This is a genomic window from Acidovorax sp. GW101-3H11 (assembly GCF_001633105.1).
GTDB lineage: Bacteria > Pseudomonadota > Gammaproteobacteria > Burkholderiales > Burkholderiaceae_C > Acidovorax.
In genome coordinates, this window is the sequence record NZ_LUKZ01000012.1 from 357,546 (window position 1) to 375,051 (window position 17,506).

14 protein-coding genes are annotated in these 17,506 nt (G+C 69.2%); 8 read left to right on the plus strand and 6 right to left on the minus strand.

The window, feature by feature from the left end; all coding sequences use genetic code 11:
- Positions 1-264 precede the first annotated feature (264 nt).
- Positions 265-1,380 carry a methyl-accepting chemotaxis protein gene (locus A1D30_RS26735; protein ID WP_347336240.1) on the minus strand — a complete coding sequence of 372 codons (1,116 nt, stop codon included), beginning with the start codon at positions 1,378-1,380 and terminating at the stop codon, positions 265-267.
- The gene (locus A1D30_RS26740) at positions 1,269-2,057 is read right to left on the minus strand and encodes an MCP four helix bundle domain-containing protein (protein WP_347336239.1); all 789 of its coding nucleotides are present in this window, start codon (positions 2,055-2,057) and stop codon (positions 1,269-1,271) included. The genes A1D30_RS26735 and A1D30_RS26740 overlap by 112 nt, the downstream gene beginning before the upstream one ends.
- A 114-nt stretch (positions 2,058-2,171) precedes the next feature.
- On the opposite strand from A1D30_RS26740, the gene A1D30_RS14210 reads away from it, so the two are divergent.
- A complete protein-coding gene (locus tag A1D30_RS14210) occupies positions 2,172-3,038 on the plus strand; it encodes a 3',5'-nucleoside bisphosphate phosphatase (RefSeq protein WP_063461355.1) in 867 nt (288 codons plus the stop codon).
- Between the two features lie 71 nt (positions 3,039-3,109).
- Positions 3,110-3,745 carry an L-threonylcarbamoyladenylate synthase gene (locus A1D30_RS14215; protein ID WP_063461356.1) on the plus strand — a complete coding sequence of 212 codons (636 nt, stop codon included), beginning with the start codon at positions 3,110-3,112 and terminating at the stop codon, positions 3,743-3,745.
- Between the two features lie 57 nt (positions 3,746-3,802).
- Here A1D30_RS14215 and A1D30_RS25245 read toward each other — a convergent pair whose 3' ends face one another.
- Together A1D30_RS25245 and A1D30_RS14225 are read right to left on the minus strand one after the other, a co-directional pair.
- Positions 3,803-4,294 carry a zinc ribbon domain-containing protein gene (locus A1D30_RS25245; protein WP_109790952.1) on the minus strand — a complete coding sequence of 164 codons (492 nt, stop codon included), beginning with the start codon at positions 4,292-4,294 and terminating at the stop codon, positions 3,803-3,805.
- A 115-nt stretch (positions 4,295-4,409) separates the two neighbouring features.
- Positions 4,410-5,567 (minus strand): methyl-accepting chemotaxis protein, encoded by a 1,158-nt coding sequence (locus A1D30_RS14225; RefSeq protein ID WP_063461358.1) that lies wholly within the window; start codon positions 5,565-5,567, stop codon positions 4,410-4,412.
- A gap of 176 nt (positions 5,568-5,743) precedes the next feature.
- Here A1D30_RS14225 and A1D30_RS14230 point away from each other — a divergent pair, with 176 nt between their 5' ends.
- Positions 5,744-6,412, plus strand: coding sequence for a site-2 protease family protein (locus A1D30_RS14230; RefSeq protein ID WP_063461359.1), 669 nt, complete (start codon positions 5,744-5,746; stop codon positions 6,410-6,412).
- 39 nt (positions 6,413-6,451) lie between these two features.
- Entirely contained in the window at positions 6,452-7,753 is a 1,302-nt protein-coding gene (locus A1D30_RS14235) for a tryptophan--tRNA ligase (RefSeq protein WP_063461360.1), read from the plus strand.
- Positions 7,754-7,844: 91 nt separating this feature from the next.
- Here A1D30_RS14235 and A1D30_RS14240 read toward each other — a convergent pair whose 3' ends face one another.
- On the minus strand, positions 7,845-11,273 hold the full coding sequence (locus A1D30_RS14240; protein ID WP_199865990.1) for a tetratricopeptide repeat protein: 3,429 nt from the start codon (positions 11,271-11,273) through the stop codon (positions 7,845-7,847).
- Positions 11,274-11,306: 33 nt separating this feature from the next.
- Positions 11,307-13,289, minus strand: a complete 1,983-nt coding sequence (locus tag A1D30_RS14245) for an adenylate/guanylate cyclase domain-containing protein (protein WP_063461362.1) — start codon at positions 13,287-13,289, stop codon at positions 11,307-11,309.
- A 166-nt stretch (positions 13,290-13,455) separates the two neighbouring features.
- On the opposite strand from A1D30_RS14245, the gene A1D30_RS14250 reads away from it, so the two are divergent.
- The 4 genes from A1D30_RS14250 to A1D30_RS14265 all read left to right on the plus strand — a co-directional run bounded on the left by A1D30_RS14250 (position 13,456) and on the right by A1D30_RS14265 (position 17,441).
- Entirely contained in the window at positions 13,456-13,716 is a 261-nt protein-coding gene (locus A1D30_RS14250; RefSeq protein WP_063461363.1) for a hypothetical protein, read from the plus strand.
- Between the two features lie 140 nt (positions 13,717-13,856).
- Complete coding sequence (locus A1D30_RS14255) at positions 13,857-14,783, plus strand: formylglycine-generating enzyme family protein (RefSeq protein ID WP_242421894.1); 927 nt, start codon at positions 13,857-13,859, stop codon at positions 14,781-14,783.
- A 136-nt stretch (positions 14,784-14,919) separates the two neighbouring features.
- Positions 14,920-15,618 carry a response regulator transcription factor gene (locus tag A1D30_RS14260; RefSeq protein WP_063461408.1) on the plus strand — a complete coding sequence of 233 codons (699 nt, stop codon included), beginning with the start codon at positions 14,920-14,922 and terminating at the stop codon, positions 15,616-15,618.
- A 77-nt stretch (positions 15,619-15,695) separates the two neighbouring features.
- Positions 15,696-17,441: a FecR domain-containing protein gene (locus tag A1D30_RS14265; RefSeq protein WP_242421890.1), complete on the plus strand. Its 1,746-nt coding sequence runs from the start codon at positions 15,696-15,698 to the stop codon at positions 17,439-17,441.
- Positions 17,442-17,506: the final 65 nt, after the last annotated feature.

The window sequence follows — 17,506 nt, forward strand, 5'->3', positions numbered from 1 at the left end:
ACATCAACGACAGGCCATAGCCTACGCCAGCCCGGCGTGCCCACAGGCCCGGACCCCACCGGGAAATACCCGCATCCAGAAAGCGCCAGAAATGCGCGAACGAAAAAGCTGCGAACACCGGGCCATGCGCCCCGCCGGGCAGCGCCGCGCTAAGTGGCCGCCCCAGGGATCAGGAATTTGAACAAAAATGGCCGTTACCGCTCTACCAGATTGCCTTGGCAGCTATCAATTCAGGAGTATCCGCACCACAAGGGCTGGGCCGGGTCAGAAGCTCTCCCACTCGTCGTCATTGCCCCCTGCGGCAGCCCGGGGGGCTGGGGCGGGGGAGGACGCCGCAGAAGGCGCGGGTGCAACCTTGGGCGCGGCAGGCGCCTTGCCCGCCAGCCGGGCAGCCACCGGCGCCTTGGCTGCGGATGCCGGTTTGCTGCCGGTGCCGCCCACCCGCGCGGCTGCGGGGGCGGGCCGGGGCGCCGCTGTTGCGCGGGGTGCTGCTGCCGGGGCCCGCGCCGTCACTGCGCCCACGTTGAACACCGACACCACCTCTGCCAGCCGCTGCGCCTGGTCGCGCATCGAGGCGGCGGCTGCCGTCGATTCCTCCACCAGCGCTGCGTTCTGCTGCGTCATCTGATCGAGGTGCGTGACCGCCTGGTTCACCTGGGCAATGCCGTCGCGTTGTTCGGTGGACGACGCCGTGATCTCGCCGATCAGGTCGCTCACGCGCTGCACGCTGGCGACGATCTCTTCCATGCTTTGACCGGCCTGGGCCACTTGGGCCGAGCCCGATTCCACGTTTTGCACGCTGGCGCCGATCAGGGTCTTGATTTCCTTGGCCGCCTCGGCACTGCGCTGCGCCAGGCTGCGCACTTCGCTGGCCACCACCGCAAAGCCCCTGCCTTGTTCGCCCGCGCGGGCGGCTTCCACGGCGGCATTGAGCGCCAGGATGTTGGTCTGGAACGCAATGCCGTCGATGGTGCCGATGATGTCGCTGATCTTTTTGCTGCTGTCGGTGATCTGCTGCATGCTGCTCACCACCTGGCCCACCACTTCGCCACCGCGTGCTGCGGCCTGGGCGGCGGTGCCTGCGAGCTGGTTGGCCTGGCGGGCCGTGTCGGCCGACTGGCTCACAGTGGCTGTGAGCTGTTCCATGCTGGCCGCCGTCTCTTCCAGGTTCGAGGCGGTCTGCTCGGTGCGGGCCGACAGGTCGTGATTGCCGTTGGCGATCTCGATGGACGCCGAGGACACCGAGTCCACGCCCGTGCGCACCTCGCTCACCACCGTGCGCAGCCGCGTCGCCATGCCCGACAGGGCCCGGGTGAGCACGCCCAGCTCGTCCTTGCGGTCGTCGTGGATGTTCTGCGTGAGGTCCCGCCCGAGATGGATTCGGCCAGCGCCACGGCCCGGTCCAGCGGGCGCGTGATGGAGCGCACCAGCAAGGCCGCCAGCAACATGCCCAGCGCCACCACGGCAACAGCGGCGGCAGACCCTATCAGCACCAGGCTGCTGCGGGTGGCGTTGGCGGCCTGCACCGCCGCCTCGCGCTGGCGCTCCTGCACACCTACAAACTTGTCGATCGACTCCAGATAGGCCACCACTTTGGGCCGGTACACGTCGGCCAGATAGGTTTGTTTAGCGGCAGCATCGCCCGCGTCGGTCAGCTCCTTGAGCTTGTCGGCCTGGCCCCGCACATCGGCGCGCGCTGCGGCCACGGCGGCCAGCGCGGCCTTGTCGTCGGCCGACACGGCGGCCTTGTTGATCTTTTCCTGCACTGGCGTGATGCGCGCCGTGAGGGCCGCCACCCGGGTGTCAAAGTCGGCCTTGAGCGCCTGGTCGGTGGTCACAAAACTGGCCATCGACATGGTGACGGCCACCTCGGCCAGCCCGCGCCAGCTGACGGCGGTGGTGATGGCGGCCTCAAATTTGTCCACGGATTCCTCGGTGGCGGCGGTCACCTGCCGCCCGTACCACTGGGTTCCGATGGCGGTCACCAGCATCAACGCCAGCAAACCGAGGATCACGCTCCACATCTTGTGGGCCACGCGCAGGTCATTGAATTTCATACTTGCTCCTTGGAACACGCCATCCATTGCCGCGCTGCCGCCAGCACCGGCCCTGCCCGCAGTGTTGCTGGGTTCGGCAGGGCGCGTTATCGGTACAAGCCCTAAAATGACCCGGTGACCCCCATACTCAACGCCGACCTGCACTGCCACTCTGTCGTTTCCGACGGCACCCTGACCCCCGAAGACCTGGCCGCGCGGGCCAAGGCCAACGGGGTCGAGCTGTGGGCGTTGACGGACCATGACGAAATCGGCGGCCAGCACCGCGCCGCCGCCGCAGCCCGCGCGCAGGGCATGGCCTACCTCACCGGCACCGAGATTTCGGTCACCTTTGCCAACACCACCGTGCACATCGTGGGCCTGGGGTTCGACCCCGACGACGCCCAGCTGGCCCGGGGCCTGGCCGCCACACGCGGCGGGCGCAGCGAACGGGCCCAGGACATGGCCGCACAGCTGACGCAGGTGGGCATCCACGGCGCGTACGAAGGCGCGCTGCAGTTTGTGGGCAACCCCGACCTGATTTCGCGCACGCATTTCGCGCGTTTTCTGGTGGAAAGTGGCGTGTGCAAGGACACCTCGGAGGTGTTCCGCAGGTACCTCATCGAAGGCAAACCCGGCTACGTGCCCCATTGCTGGGCCAGCTTGGGCGATGCGGTGCGCTGGATCACCGGAGCTGGCGGCATGGCCGTGATTGCCCACCCTGCGCGCTACAAGTTCACAGCCAACGAGGAGTACGCGCTGTTCTCCGAGTTCAAGCAACACGGCGGGCGTGGCGTGGAGGTGGTGACCGGCAGCCACACCGCCGCCGAATACATGACCTACGCCGCCATGGCCGAGGAGTTCGGCCTGGCCGCCTCGCGCGGCAGCGACTTCCACAGCCCCAACGAATCCCACACCGACCTGGGCACGCTGCCCCTGCTGCCGGGCCAGCTCACCCCGGTGTGGGAACTGCTGGCAGACCGCATCCAGCACCCCGCCGCCTGACCCGGCGCCCCAAAGCAGCCCCCAAGCAAAGCAGCCCGCAAAAACGCCCCCATAGCGCCCCCACAACGCCCATGGCCCAGTATTTCGAAGTTCACCCCGACAACCCGCAGCCACGCCTGCTCAAGCAGGGGGCGATGCTGCTGCAAAAGGGCGGCATCCTGGCCGTGCCCACCGATTCGAGCTACGCACTCGTCTGCCACCTGGACGACAAGGACGCCGTGGACCGCCTGCGCCGCATCCGCCAGGTGGACGACAAGCACCACCTCACGCTGCTGTGCCGCGACCTGTCGGAGCTGGCCAACTATGCGCGGGTGGACAACCGCCAGTATCGCCTGCTCAAGCTGGGCACGCCCGGGCCCTACACCTTCATCCTCGAAGCCACCAAGGAAGTGCCACGCCGCGTGAGCCACCCCTCGCGCAAGACCATCGGCCTGCGCGTGCCCGACCGCAAGGGCCTGCAACTGCTGCTGGAGCTGCACGGCGCGCCGCTGCTGGCCACCACGCTGATCCCGGCGGGCGAGACGGAGCCACTGAACGACCCGCAGGAAATCCGCGAACGCTACGAGAAGCTGCTGGACGCCATCGTGGACGCAGGCGCCTGCCCGCTGGAGCCCACCACGGTGGTGGACCTGACCCCCATGGGCGCCGGTGGCGACCCCGAGGTGGTGCGCGAAGGGCGCGGCAGCCTGCAGGCGCTGGGGTTGTAGAGAGACCTGTACCGTCTGTCGATTTCGCGGTGCGCTGGCCACTCACTGGCTACAGCGCTAGCGGATGGTCTTTCCGTCCAATGTCAACGAAGTGATTCGCTTTTGCGATTTACTGACCACGCACGATGCAGTGGTGGCTACCTCAATGCCTAGCCCATTGCGCATCCTCGCCATCTTGGTTGACGGCCCCCACGCGTAGTAAAACTCATCGCCTTTGCCAAAATTTTCGACATACGGCACGTCTGCTTTTTCTGGATCACGCGATGCGTTCTTTAAGCTCATCTGACAAAGGGTGAGCGCATCATTCCAAGTGAATTCATCCGCACTTTTTGTGTCGTCTTTGCCTCCGACACAGGACACAACCACGAAAGCCATCATCCCTACAGAAACTGCTGCTACTAACAAAATGCCAATCGAGGGCGATGGCTTTGCTGATGCAGCGGGTTCATCGATTGGTTTTTGAAGCACTACGGGTGCTCCACATCCCGGGCATGCAGACGCTTTGTCACTGATCTCTTTTCCACATTCGAAACATTTGACCAGTGCCATTCCGTCCTCCTAAGTTGCCTTCATTCTGACGAATGGCATTTTTGCGCCTGGCTCGATACCCAACCTGGAGAGCGTTCGCACAAGCAGCAACAGCAGTTGCACAGCCGAGAGAGATCTAAAGCTTGAACGCGCCCACAGCCTGCTCCAGATCGCGCGCCTGAGCGGTCAATGAGGATGCGGTGGCCACGGCGCTCTGCACCAGCGCCGCCGTGTCCTGGGTCGTGCCGTCCATGTGGGCCACGGCCTGGTTCACATGGGTGATGGCCTCGCTCTGCTCGCGCAGGGCCACGGAGATCTCGCCCAGCAAGGCGCTCACCTGGCCCACGGCGCCAACGATCTCTTCCATGGTCTTGCCCGCCTGGCCCACCTGGCCTGCGCCGCTTTCGACCTGCTCGACGGATGCACTGATCAGCGCCTTGATCTCGCGCGCGGCCACCGCGCTGCGCTGGGCCAGGTTGCGCACCTCGCTGGCCACCACGGCAAAGCCCCGGCCTTGTTCGCCCGCACGGGCGGCCTCGACAGCGGCGTTGAGCGCCAGGATGTTGGTCTGGAAGGCAATGCCTTCGATGACCTGGATGATGTCCACGATCTTGCGGGAGCTGCCGCTGATGGCCTGCATGGTCTGCACCACGTCGCCCACCACGGTGCCGCCCTGCTCGGCAATGGCCGAGGCCTTGACGGCCAGGCCGCTGGCCGAATGGGCGCGCTCGGCGTTCTGGCGCACCGTGGCCGTGAGCTGCTCCATGCTGGCGGCCGTCTGGGTGAGGGACGACACCTGGTCTTCGGCGCGGCGCGAGAGGTCGGTGTTGCCGTGATCGATGTCGGCGGCCGAGGCGCTGATCGCGTCGGCGTCCTGCTTGATGCGCGAGACCAGGTCGGTCAGCGTGTCCTCCATGGTGCCCAGCGCGCCCAGCAGGCGGCCAAAATCACCCTGCAGTTCGGAGCTGAATTCCTGGCTCAGGTCGCCCGAGGCCACGGTTTCGGCGATCAGGATGGCCTGGTTCAGCGGCGCCACAATGCCCGCGCGCAGACTGACCACGGCCAGCAGCGCCAGCACAAACACCACCACACTGCAGCCAATGGCCCAGGCCCGCACGCTGCCCAGGTGGGCCTGCGCGGCCTGCACCTGCTGTGCCCCCACCGCACCGCCCTGCAGGGCCTGCTCTGCCCCGCCAATGCCCGACAGCACCATGGCCATCAACAGCAGCACCACTAGGCCAATGCCACCAAACGCCAGCGTCAGGCGTGTTCCGATCTTCAGATGGTTCAACATGCGCGTCGTCTCTCTAGAACTGTTGTAGTGATTTTTGAGGGGCACACCCGGCGTAGGCCCGCAACTTGCAATGATCGCCCAGCCGGGCATGCCTCCAACATACGTACAACCCACAATCACCCAACCCGCCGCCTGCGGGACCGCCGGGCGGCAGGCGGTCTGAGACAATCCCCCGGGTGGACACCTCCAATCTCATCCAAACCGTTCTGATCTACGCCCTGCCGGTGCTGTTTGCCATCACCGTGCACGAGGCGGCCCATGGCTACGCGGCGCGCCACTTTGGCGACAACACGGCCTACATGATGGGGCGCATCACGCTCAACCCCCTCAAGCACATCGACCCGGTGGGCACCATCCTGATGCCGCTGCTGCTGTACTTTGCCACCTCGGGGGCGTTCCTGTTCGGCTATGCCAAGCCGGTGCCGGTCAACTTCGGCAACCTGCGCAAGCCCAAGCAGCACATGGTCTGGGTGGCGCTGGCGGGGCCCGCATCCAACTTCATCCAGGCCATTGGCTGGGCCGTGCTGCTGGTGGCGCTGGTGGGTTCGGGCGTGGAAGAGCGCTTCTTCATCGAGATGGCCCGCGCGGGTGTGATGGTCAACCTGGTGATGTGGGCCTTCAACCTGTTTCCGCTGCCGCCGCTCGACGGCGGGCGCATCCTGGTGGGGCTGCTGCCCTGGAAGCAGGCGCACATGGTCTCGCGCATCGAGCCCTGGGGCTTTTTCATCGTGATGGGCCTGGTGATTGCAGGCGTGGTGGGGGCCCTGTGGCTGCGCCCGCTGATGGCGCTGGGCTACAGCACCATCAACCTGCTGCTCACCCCGCTGACGGCCCTGCTGCGCTGAACTTCCTTTTTCTTCTCCTTTCCAGCTGATTTTGTTCCCATGAGCACCACGCGTTTTCTCACCGGCATCACCACCACGGGCACGCCCCACCTGGGCAACTTTGTCGGCTCGATCCGCCCCTCGGTGGCGGCCAGCCTGTCGCCCAACGTGCAGAGCTTCTACTTCCTGGCCGACTACCACGCGCTCATCAAGTGCGAAGACCCGGTGCGCATCCAGCGCTCCACGCTCGAGATCGCGGCCAGCTGGCTGGCGGCGGGCCTGGACCCCGAGAAGGTCACCTTCTACCGCCAGTCCGACATCCCCGAGATCCCCGAGCTGACCTGGCTGCTGACCTGCGTGACGGGCAAGGGCGTGCTCAACCGCGCGCACGCCTACAAGGCCAGCGTGGACAAGAACACCGCTGCCGGGCGCGAGCAGGACGACGGCGTGACGGCCGGCCTGTTCATGTACCCCGTGCTCATGGGCGCTGACATCCTGATGTTCAAGGCACACAAGGTGCCCGTGGGCCGCGACCAGATCCAGCACATCGAGATGGCGCGCGACATGGCGGCCAGCTTCAACCACCTGTATGGCGAGCACTTTGTGCTGCCCGAGGCGGCGATTGACGACCATGTGGCCACGCTGCCCGGCCTGGACGGCCGCAAGATGAGCAAGAGCTACGACAACACCATCCCGCTGTTCAGCTCGCGCGAGCAGCTCAAGAAGCTGATCGGCTCCATCCTTACCGACTCGCGCGCGCCCGGCGAGGCCAAGGAGGTCGAGGGCTCGGCGCTGTTCCAGATCTACCAAGCATTTGCCACGGCCGACGAAACAGAAGCACTGCGCAAGGCCTACGCCGACGGCATTGCCTGGGGCGATGCCAAGCAGGTGCTGTTCGAGCGCGTGGACCAGGTGATTGCACCCATGCGCGCCAAGTACGAAGACCTGATGAACAACCCCGCCCGCATCGAAACCACGCTGCTGGCCGGTGCCGAGCGTGCCCGCGCGCTGGCCACCCCGTTCATCCGCGAGCTGCGTTCGGCCGTGGGCCTGCGCAGCCTGGCGCAGGCCAGCACGGCCGCCAAGCCAGCGAAGGCCGCCAAGGCCGCCCTACCCACGTTCAAGCAGTACCGCGAGGCCGACGGCAAGTTCTACTTCAAGCTGGTGGACGCCGATGGCCGCCTGCTGCTGCAAAGCACGGGTTTTGACGCGCCCAAGGACGCAGGCCAGGCCATCGCCCGCCTGCAGCGCGAAGGGCTGGGCACCCTGGCGGGGCACCTGGCGCCTGTGGACGGCGTGGCAGATGCCGATGTGGCAGCTGCACTGGCGGCGCTGGCCGCGCACGCAGAGGCTGCGGCCTGAGCATCTGGCACGCATGATTGCTATATATTTGCTAGCTTAAAACGCTTGATAGTCGCGCGCAGAGGGCCTAAAAAGCCCTCAAAAACTGTGCTCAATCCATGCGGTAACGCAGACTCGTCCACAGCGTGGGGCGCACGGTGCCATGCAGCGGTGTCTGCAGCGTGCCCGTCCACGCCCAGCGGCGGTCCGCCGATTCGCGGAACAGCACGAGGTTGAAGCTCCAGCCCGCGCCCTGGGGCTGGGTTTTGGCCTCGTCGGCAAACCGCGAGCCCCGGTAGACCAGCGATGCCAGCGTCAGGTCGCGCGCCCCATGCCGCCAGACATTGGCCAGCACCCCCGTGTGCTGCGGCACGCCCGGCAGCAGATTGCCCGCGTGTTGCACGCCGGTGTTGCGCGAGTGGGCCCAGGTGTAGCTGCCCAGCACGCTCCAGTGCGGGGTGAGCACCCGGTTCAGCGCGGCGCCCGCCTGGTGCAGGCGGCCCTGGCTGAAGTAGGGGTTGCCGTTGTAGGCATCGATCACCACCTGCCCGGACGCACCCACGGGAGCCAGCACACCCGCCCGGTCTGACACCGAACTGCCCAGGTTGGGCACGAGCAAACGGCCATCGGCAAACGTGGGGTTGGCGATGGACTGGCTGCTGAGCACGCCCCAGGCAAAGGTGCGCGCATCGATCTCCCAATCGAGCTGCACCGCGCGTTTGCGCGCCAGGCTGCCCAGGCGCTGGTACTGGTGGTCGATGGCGATGGCGCCCACGGCCACGGGTGCCAGGGTGTGGGATGCGGGCGCGTGCATGCTTTCGATGTAGGCCGCGTGCAGCGCCCGGCCCGGCCCGAAGCGGTACGAGAGCCCCGCCCGGGGCCGCAGGCGCCGGGTGTGGCCGCCCTCGGTGATGTCGGGGGCAAAGAAATCTTCGTTGGTGATCTGGCTGTAGTAGCGGTTGACGTAGCGAGCGCGCAGGCGCGGCCAGGCGGCGCCGACCTCCCACGCCCAGGCACCGTGCTGCCATTCGGAGGTGATCCAGGGCATGTCAAAACGTGCGGTGGTGGTGCCGTCCGATGCCTCCCAAGGCACGCCGGGGTCGTACAGCCCGGAGCGGGCCTGGGCGCGGACGTTTTCCCACCCGGCACTGAGCCGCTGCCCCGGCAGCTGCACCACATGCCGCAGCATCACGCCGTCCATGCCGTCCTGCACCCGCGAGTTCTGCGGGCCCCAGGCGTCGAAGTCGAGCACGCGGGTGTTGGTGCTGCGCACATGGTGCACCTTGAGCCAGGTCTGCGCGTCGGCCGACCAGCGCCAGGCCCCACCGGCATCTGTGCGCGCGGCGTGGGTGCGCGCCACGCCATCAAAGCGCGCAGGCCCCAGGTCCAGCCCGCCCGGGTAGCCCACGCGGTCCCAGCCCTGGTCGTGCACCACAAACAGGCCCAGCTGGTCGGTGGGCCGCGCGCCCCAGCCCAGCGTGGCCATGGGCGCTGTCAGCCAGTACGAGCCCGACCCGCCCCGGGGCCACATGCGCAGCCCGGTGGCGCGGGCCAGCCAGGCCATGGGCACCGCGCTGGCATCGAGCCCACGCAAGGTCACCGCGCCCACCAGGGCCGAATGCACCGGGTTGTGTTCTGCGCTGGTGGTCCACACGGTTTCGTGGCCCTCGGTGGGCAACACGGGCACCTGCCGCTCGCCCAGGCCCAGCGCCAGCGGGTCGGCCAGGTAGCCCTGGTACAGCTCGGAGTTGCGGCTGTAGTCGCTCTCGTGCCGATTGGCCATGAAGAAATGGCTGCCCGCCCAGAGCGGGTAGTACGACTGCTGCGCATAGGCGCGCGCCCAGTGCTCCAGCCCGAAGTCGCCCAGCGCCTTGCCCAGGTTGGCCGAGCCCTGGCTGTCGGACACCAGCGGGTTGAGCGACTTGAGGGCGGGCAGCCGCACCAGCGCCTGGCGCGCGGCGGCCATCGCGGCCTCGGGCTGGCCGCTGTCGTTGCGCAGGATGGCTTCGATCTGCCAGGGCAGCGGGTCGTTGGGGTCGGCCAGGCGGGCGCGGTCCAGCGAATCCAGGGCGGCGGCGAGCTCGCCCAGCCGGTATTCGGCCACGGCCAGCCACACCTGGGCGCGTGCGTAGCGGGGTTCGATCACCAGCGCCTTGAGCAGCTGGGTGCGCGCACCCTCGGCATCGCCCTGCTGCAGCGCCAGCAGGCCCGCACCGGCCAGGCTGGTGTAGTCGTCGCCCGCCAGGGCCAGGGCGGCGTCAAAGCCGGTGCGTGCGTCGGCCAGCCGCAGTGCCTCGGTGTCGGCCGTGGCCAGCTCGGCCCGGTAGGCGGGGTGGTCGGGCGCCAGCGCCACGGCGCGCGCCAGGGTGGTGCGTGCGGCATGCAGGTCGCCCCGCTCCTGCAGCGCACGGCCCAGGCCCCACAGCGCGGCGGCCTGCTGCGCCGTGCCTGCGGGCGCCGCGTCGGCCGCCTGGCGGTACAGGGCCAGGGCGGCATCGCCCCGGCCCTCCAGGCGGTGCCAGTCGGCATCGGCCAGCAGCAGCTCGGGCGCGGCAGGGGCGGCGGTGCGGGTGGTGTCCAGCCAGGCGCGGGCCTCGGCGGGGCGGTCCAACGCCATCAGCAGCTCGGCGCGGCGCGCGGCGATGCGGGGGTCTGGCGTGCGCGGCCAGGCGGCGGCCAGGCGGGCCTGAGCGGCGTCCATCTGGCCGTTTCGCAGGTCCAGGTCAGCCAGCACAAGGGCCACCACGGCGCTGCCGCCGCCCGCGTCACCAGCGTCGCCCCGCGCTGCCATCTGCTGCAGCTGGGCCTGCGCAGCACTCCACTGGCCGGCCTGCAGCGCAGCACGCAGGTCGGCCAGCGCGGGTGCGATGTCGGGGCGCTGGAATTCGGCCCAGCGCGTGGTGTCGGTGGGGTAGGCCGCCACCCACTGCACCCGCTCGCGGGGGTTGACCAGCACGCGTTTCACAGGAGCCCGCCCCGGCTCCGCAAAGCCCTGCTCCGCCGGGCCCAGTTGCACGCTGCCCTGGGCGTTGGACAGCTCCACCAGGCCCGAGAGCACGGTGAGCGTGGTGCGCCCGGCAGCGTCCACCTCCACGTCCCAGTCGGTGCCGCGCACCACGGCCAGGGCGGCGGGGGTTTGCAGCTGCAGGGTGGCCGGGGTCTTCTTGGTGCGGGCCCACAGGCGCCCGGCTGCCAGCTCCAGCAAGGTGCGCTGGGGCTGCGATTCACACAGCCGCACCTGGGCGCTGGCCGACATGCGGATCTGCGTGCGGTCGGCCAGCAGCAGCGCGGCAGACGACAGCGCCAGCGTGCGCATGTCGGCCCCGGCCCCCAGCTGCTGCGCCAGCGCGGCGGGGGACCAGGGCTCCACACCGGGCGCGCGGGTCTGGCCCTGGCCCGCCAGCGCCACGATCTGCGCCGCCGACGCACCGGGTGCGGGCGCACCACCTGCGCACTGCGCCCAGGCGGTGGCACTGCCCATCGCACCGAGCGCGAGGCCCAGACGGGTCCAACGGAAGAAGGAGCGGCGATGGGATGGCATGGGGTGGCCTTTCATCGGGAGGTTCGGAGTCTTCTATTTGTCGAGCGCACGGGCGCCAAAAGACGGTGGCGTGGCCGAGGCTTGCGCGGCGGCATCGGCCAGATCCAGCACCCGGGCCTGGAGCTGATCGGCGTGCGGCGCCCACTGCGGCGCCTGGCGGTGCGCGTGGGCCTGCCACTGGGCGCAGCAGACCAGGGCTTCGGCCCACTCGGCGGCCTGCAGGTGGCGGTGCAGCGCCTGGCTGGTGGCCACCAGCGTGGCGTCGTCGCAGGGGGTGTACACATCCAGCCCCGTGCTGCGCCCGGCCAGCACCACGGTGTCGAGCCAGAGCAGGTGCGCGTGTTCCGGGGCCCCGGCGGGCAGGGCCGCGCGCGTGGCGCCGGAGAGCAGGATGCTGGAGCCAAAGGCCTTGTTGGCCCCTTCCAGTCGCGCGGCGGTGTTCACCGCGTCGCCCACTGCGGTGTAGGTGAAGCGTTCGTGCGAGCCCAGGTGGCCCACCGCCGCCTCGCCCGTGTGCAGGCCGATGCGCAGCTGCACCTGCGCAAACGGTGTGCCCGCCCACTGGGCGCGCAGGGCCACCATCTCGGCCTGCATGGCCTGGGCGCAAGCCAGTGCGCGCGCCGCATGGGCGGGCTCGGGCAGGGGCGCATTCCAGAAGGCCATGACAGCGTCGCCAATGAACTTGTCGAGCGTGCCGCCATGCTGGTGCACGGTATGGGTCATGCGCGAGAAATAAGCATTGAGGGCCTGGGCCACGGCCTCGGGGGGCAGGCGCTCGCTGGCGGCCGTGAAACCGGCCAGGTCGGAGAACAGCAGGGTCAGAACCCGGCGTTCGCCCTGCAGCGCCGGGGCCGCGCCTTCGGCCACCAGCGCATCGACCACGGCGGGCGGCACATAGCGGGCAAAGTCGGCGCGCAGTTGCTCGCGGCGGCGGTGTTCGCGCCAGTAACTGTCAGCCGCCCCCACATTGAAATGCAGCGCCAGGCCTGCCAGTGTGGGCAGTGCGCTCCACCACAGGCCCGCCACCAGGGCCCACCACCCGCCCGCCACGGCCAGCAGCGCCAGCACGGCGCTGAGCCACGCGGCCCGCGCCCCGCGCCAGCGGCGTGTGAGCGCAGCCACCACGCCCACCGCCAGCACGGCCTGCAAGAACGGCCCCAGGGGGTGCGCGGGCCGGATCCAGTCGCCCGCCAGCCCGTTGATCAGCACCGTGGCATGCACCAGCACGCCCGACTGGGTGCCCGCCCCCAGCACATGCAAGGGGGTGGCGAACTGGTCCACGCCGTCCACCGGCGTGTTCTGCCCCAGCAGCAGCACCCGGCCTTGCAGGGCGCCCGGCGCCAGCATGCGCGTGGGCTCCAGCGCCTGGGTGTAATGGGCATAGGGCAAGGGCAGCTCGGGCGCGTAGTAGCGCAGCAGCGCGCCCTCGGGCGGCGGGGTGACCGCACGCCCTGCGGCCTGGGCCAGCACGCGCCACAGTGCGGCGTCGTGCCCCGGGGCGCGGCGCAGCACGCCGTCGCCATCCGGCTCGACGGCCACACTGCCAAACCGGGCATGGGGGAACACGGAGGGCACGGTCTGCCGGTATTGCGCCACCTGCGAGCTGGGCACCGCGACCTCGGCCGTGGCCAGCACCACGGGCAAGCGCCCTTGCAGCGCCAGGGCCAGGGCCGCGTCGTCCTCGGGCGTCTGGGGTGCGGCAAACAGCATGTCGATGCCCAGCGCGGCGGCGCCTGCGGCCGATACGGCGTCTACCAGCTGCGCATGCAGGCGGCGCGACAAGGGCGGGCTCATGTTCAGCGCGGCCAGGCTGGGTTCGTCGAGCCCCACCACCAGCGCACCCACATCGGGCCGCACCGGGGCGGTGAGGCTGGCCAGCAGGTCGTATTCCAGCCGCTGCAGCGGCGCCCACACCGGCAGCACCTGCAGCAGGGCCAGCAGGCCCAGTGCCCACAGCACCCGCAGCGCCCAGGCGCGCCAGGCGTCGTGTGTGACCGGTGATTGCGTGCCTGCCATCCCGCCCCCTCTTTGGCTGGCGCCACACGATGCAGCCCAGCATGGTGGGCACACTGTAGTGCGTCATCCGCCCCGTGCACAGCGGGGATACGCGCAAACATGCCCAGCGGCCGCTTCCTTGCACCCGGCCCTTAAACTGGGCGCCTGGACTGATCTGGAGAACCCCATGAAACTGCTGTTTGCCTCGGTCTCTGTGCTGGCCCTGCTGGCCGGTTGCAACGCCACCCACCCTCACCAACCCTCCGGCCCCATGGCATCGGGACGGGACCGCACCTTCAGCGTGCCGGTGTACGGCCCGGACACCTCCCAGGCCTACGCCACCGCCAGCCGCGAATGCCAGCGCCTGGCGCTGCACGCCAAGCTGCTGCGCAACGATGGCTCGCGCCTGATTTTTGAGTGCGTGAGCGAACTGCCCGACAAACCTTGATGCCCGTGGCCCCCACCGTACGCACCCGCCGAGCGGGCGCCCGTGGGGCCCTGCTGGCCCTGGCCGCGCTGCTGGCGGGGTGCCAGCACGCACCTCGCCTGGAGCCCCCGGCAACCCCCACCTGGGTCAACAGCCTGGGCATGGTGTTTGTGCAGGTGCCTGCGGGCCGGTTCTGGATGGGGGGCGTGCCCCCGCTGGAGATGCTGGCCCAGACCTACCCGCAGCTGGAGAAAAAACGCTTTACCGACCTGATCGATGAAGCGCCCGGCCATGAAGTGCACATCCGCCGCGCGTTCTACCTGGGCCAGCACGAGGTCACGGTGGGGCAGTTCCAGCGGTTTGTCGAAGCCTCGGGCTACCAGCCTGAATCCGAGACCGATGGCACGGGCGGCTATGGCTACAACCCCCAGTACGACCCGGCCACCACCCAGCGCGGCGACGCGTTCGAGGGGCGCTTGCTCCGGTACTCATGGCGCAACCCCGGGTTTGCGCAGGGCCCGGAGCACCCGGTCGTCAACATCACCTGGAACGACGCCCAGGCACTGGCGCACTGGCTGAGCCGCACCGAAGGCCACCGCTACCGCCTGCCCACCGAGGCCGAGTGGGAATACGCCTGCCGCGCGGGCACCCGCACCCTCTACCCCCATGGCGACGATCCGCAAGGCCTGGTGCGGGTGGCCAACACTTTTGACCAGGCCGCCGCCCCCCTGTGGCCCCGCTGGCGCCAGCATGCGCTGGCAGGCAGCGACGGCCATGCCTTTACCGCCCCAGTGGGCAGCTATGCCCCCAACACCTTTGGCCTGCACGACATGCTGGGCAATGCCTGGGAGTGGGTGGCAGACTGGCACGACGACCACTACTACGCCGCATCTCCAGGCGCCGACCCGCAGGGCCCGGCCGAGGGCGGTGTGCGGGTGCGCCGGGGCGGCTCGTGGCACACCTGGTCGTTTTATGCCCGCTGCGGCTTTCGCAACTGGAACACGCCACAGACGCGGTATCCGCTGGTCGGCATGCGGCTGGTGCGCGAAATCGCCCCACTGGCAGCACCCCGGCCGCCATCGCCCTGATGATGGCCCCCCCGCGTCTGCCACACACAACAAAGGGTTAACAAATGTCAAACCACCCGCACACCCGCACGGGGCCGCTAGGCCAGGCGCGGGATATCGCGAATAATTCCCGGCTTCGATTTCGATGGGGGACACCATGCGCATAGCCGCTCTGGACGACGATGCGCTTCAGCTGGATCTGATCAAGCAGGCCACCGAGGCGATGGGCCATGTCTGCCACACGCATTTGACGGGCGCCGAGTTGCTGCGCACTTTGCGCCGCGAGACCTTTGACCTGCTGATCGTGGACTGGCACCTGCCCGACACCACGGGCCCCGAGGTGGTGCGCTGGGTGCGCAAGAACGTGGCCGCGCAGCTGCCCATTCTGTTCGTGACCAACCGGCAGGAAGAACGCGACATCGTCGAAGGCCTGGCCAGCGGGGCTGACGACTTCATGGTCAAGCCTGTGCGCATCGGTGAGCTCAATGCCCGCGTGGCCGCGCTGCTGCGCCGCGCCTACCCCGACAACGCAGCCAGCGTGCTGGAGTTTGGCCGCTACCGGTTTCTGCCCGAAACCCGCGCCATCGAAATGGACGGTGTGCCCGTGGAGCTCAAGAACCGCGAATACGACCTCGCGCTGTTCCTGTTTCAGAACATGGGCCGGTTGCTGTCGCGTGACCACCTCAAGGAAATCGTCTGGGGCCAGGTGGCCGATGTCATGTCGCGTTCGCTGGACACCCACATCTCGCGCCTGCGCACCCTGCTGGACCTGCGCCCCGCCAATGGCTTCATCGTCACGGCGGTGTATGGCGTAGGCTACCGTTTTGAAGCCGTCGAAGCCCCGCGCAAGGACTGACAAAGGCGCCCAAGACCCCGCAAAGGCACCGCCACAAGCGGCCCCACCTGCGCCGGACCGCACGAAGGAGACATGACTTGACCCCCACCACCCCGCACATCCGCTGGACACCCTGCGCCGCCGCTGCACTGGCTTTGGCCGCCCTCGCAGGCCTTGCAGCCCGGGGAGCACAGGCCAGCCCGCCCGTCCCCCTGGGGGATGAAGTGGCCCACATCGTCAAGGAGGGGGACACCCTGGAAGGCCTGGCCCGGGACTACCTGGCCGCGCCCCGGCAGTGGCAGCAGCTGCAGACCCGCAACAAGGTGGCCGATCCCCGGCGGCTGCAGCCAGGCTCGGTGATCTGGATCCCAGTGCGGCTGCAGCCCAGCGAGTCGGCCACGGTGCAGTTCGTGCAGGGTGCCGTCACGGCACAGGCGCGGGCCGGTGATGCCCCCGCCCCTGTCAGCCCCGGCGGCAAGCTGGAGGAAGGCACAGCGCTGCAGGTGGGCCCGGAATCCTTTGTGACCGTCAAGCTCGCCGATGGCACCGTGGTCCGGGTGCAGGCGCAGTCCGAGCTGCAGCTGCGGCAGTTGCGCCGCCGTGGCCGCGCGGGCAGCGTGCAGTCGGTGCTGGAGATGCACAAGGGTGGCGTGGAATCGACCGTGCCCCCCAGTACCGAGCCCCTGCGCCGGTTCGAGATCCGCACCCCGCTGGCCGTGACCAGCGTGCGTGGCACCCACTTCAGCGTGGCCATGGCGGACTCGGGCCAGACCACGGCCTCGGTGCTCAACGGCTCGGTGGCGGTGCAGTCCCGGCGCGACACCGACAGCCACCCCGGCGCGTCGCTGAACGCCCCCACCGCCCTGCTCGCCCCAGGCCAGGGCCTGGCCGTGGCCACCGATGGCACCGTGGGCGCAGCCCGCCCCCTGCTGCCCCCACCCGACACCTCGGGCATGCCCGCCATGCTGGGCGATGCCAGCCTGCTGGCCATCGACCTGCCCACGGCCCCGGGCGCCACACGCTACCTGGCCCAGGTGGCGCAGGACGAAGCACTCACCCAGGTGCTGCGCCACGGCAGCTTTGCCGATGGGCGCCTGCGCTGGAAAGCGCTCGAAGACGGCCGCTACTACCTGGCCGTGCGGGCCGTGGACGATGCCGGGATTGCCGGCCTGCCCGCCGTGCAGCCCTTCACCATCAAGACCCGGCCCGTGGCACCGCTGCACCAGTCCCCCGCGCCCGGCGCCGTGGTGCCCAGCGGCGCGGCCGAGCTGCGCTGCACCGAGGTGCCTGGCGTGCGCTGGTACCGCGTGCAGGTGGCCGCCGATGCGAAATTCACCGCCCCCCTGCGCGACGAACAGCGCCTGGACGAATGCCGTCTGCCCATTGGTGCCCTGCCCGTGGGCAACTACTTCTGGCGCATGGCCAGCGTTCAGCAGTTGCCGGGCGGCCAGGCCGACCAGGGCCCGTTTGCCCCGCCGCAACCCTTCACCGTGGCCGAACGCCCGGCCACCCTGTCCCTGCAAGCCTTGCAGGCTGACGACGGCGAACCCACAGTGCGCCTGCACTGGCCGGCCCAACCGGGCCAGCGGTTCCGGCTGCAGCTGGCCGCAGCCTCCGACGCGGCTTTTGCCCAGCCCGCCCAGGACACCGTGCTGGACGCTCCCACCTGGACTGGCAGCAACCTGCCCGCTGGCGAGTACCTGGTGCGCATCCAGGTGCTGGACCCCAGTGGCCTGGAAAGCGAGTTCTCGCAGCCCCGCAAGATCCGTGTGGGCACGGGCATCCGCACCGGCGCCGGGCTGCCGGTGTCCACCTCCAGCGGAGCGCCGGTGGGGCGCCCTTGAGCGCGCATTGCAACCGCTGTGCCCTGGTGGGCATTGACGGCAGACGCCCCTTTGCAGCGCCCCGC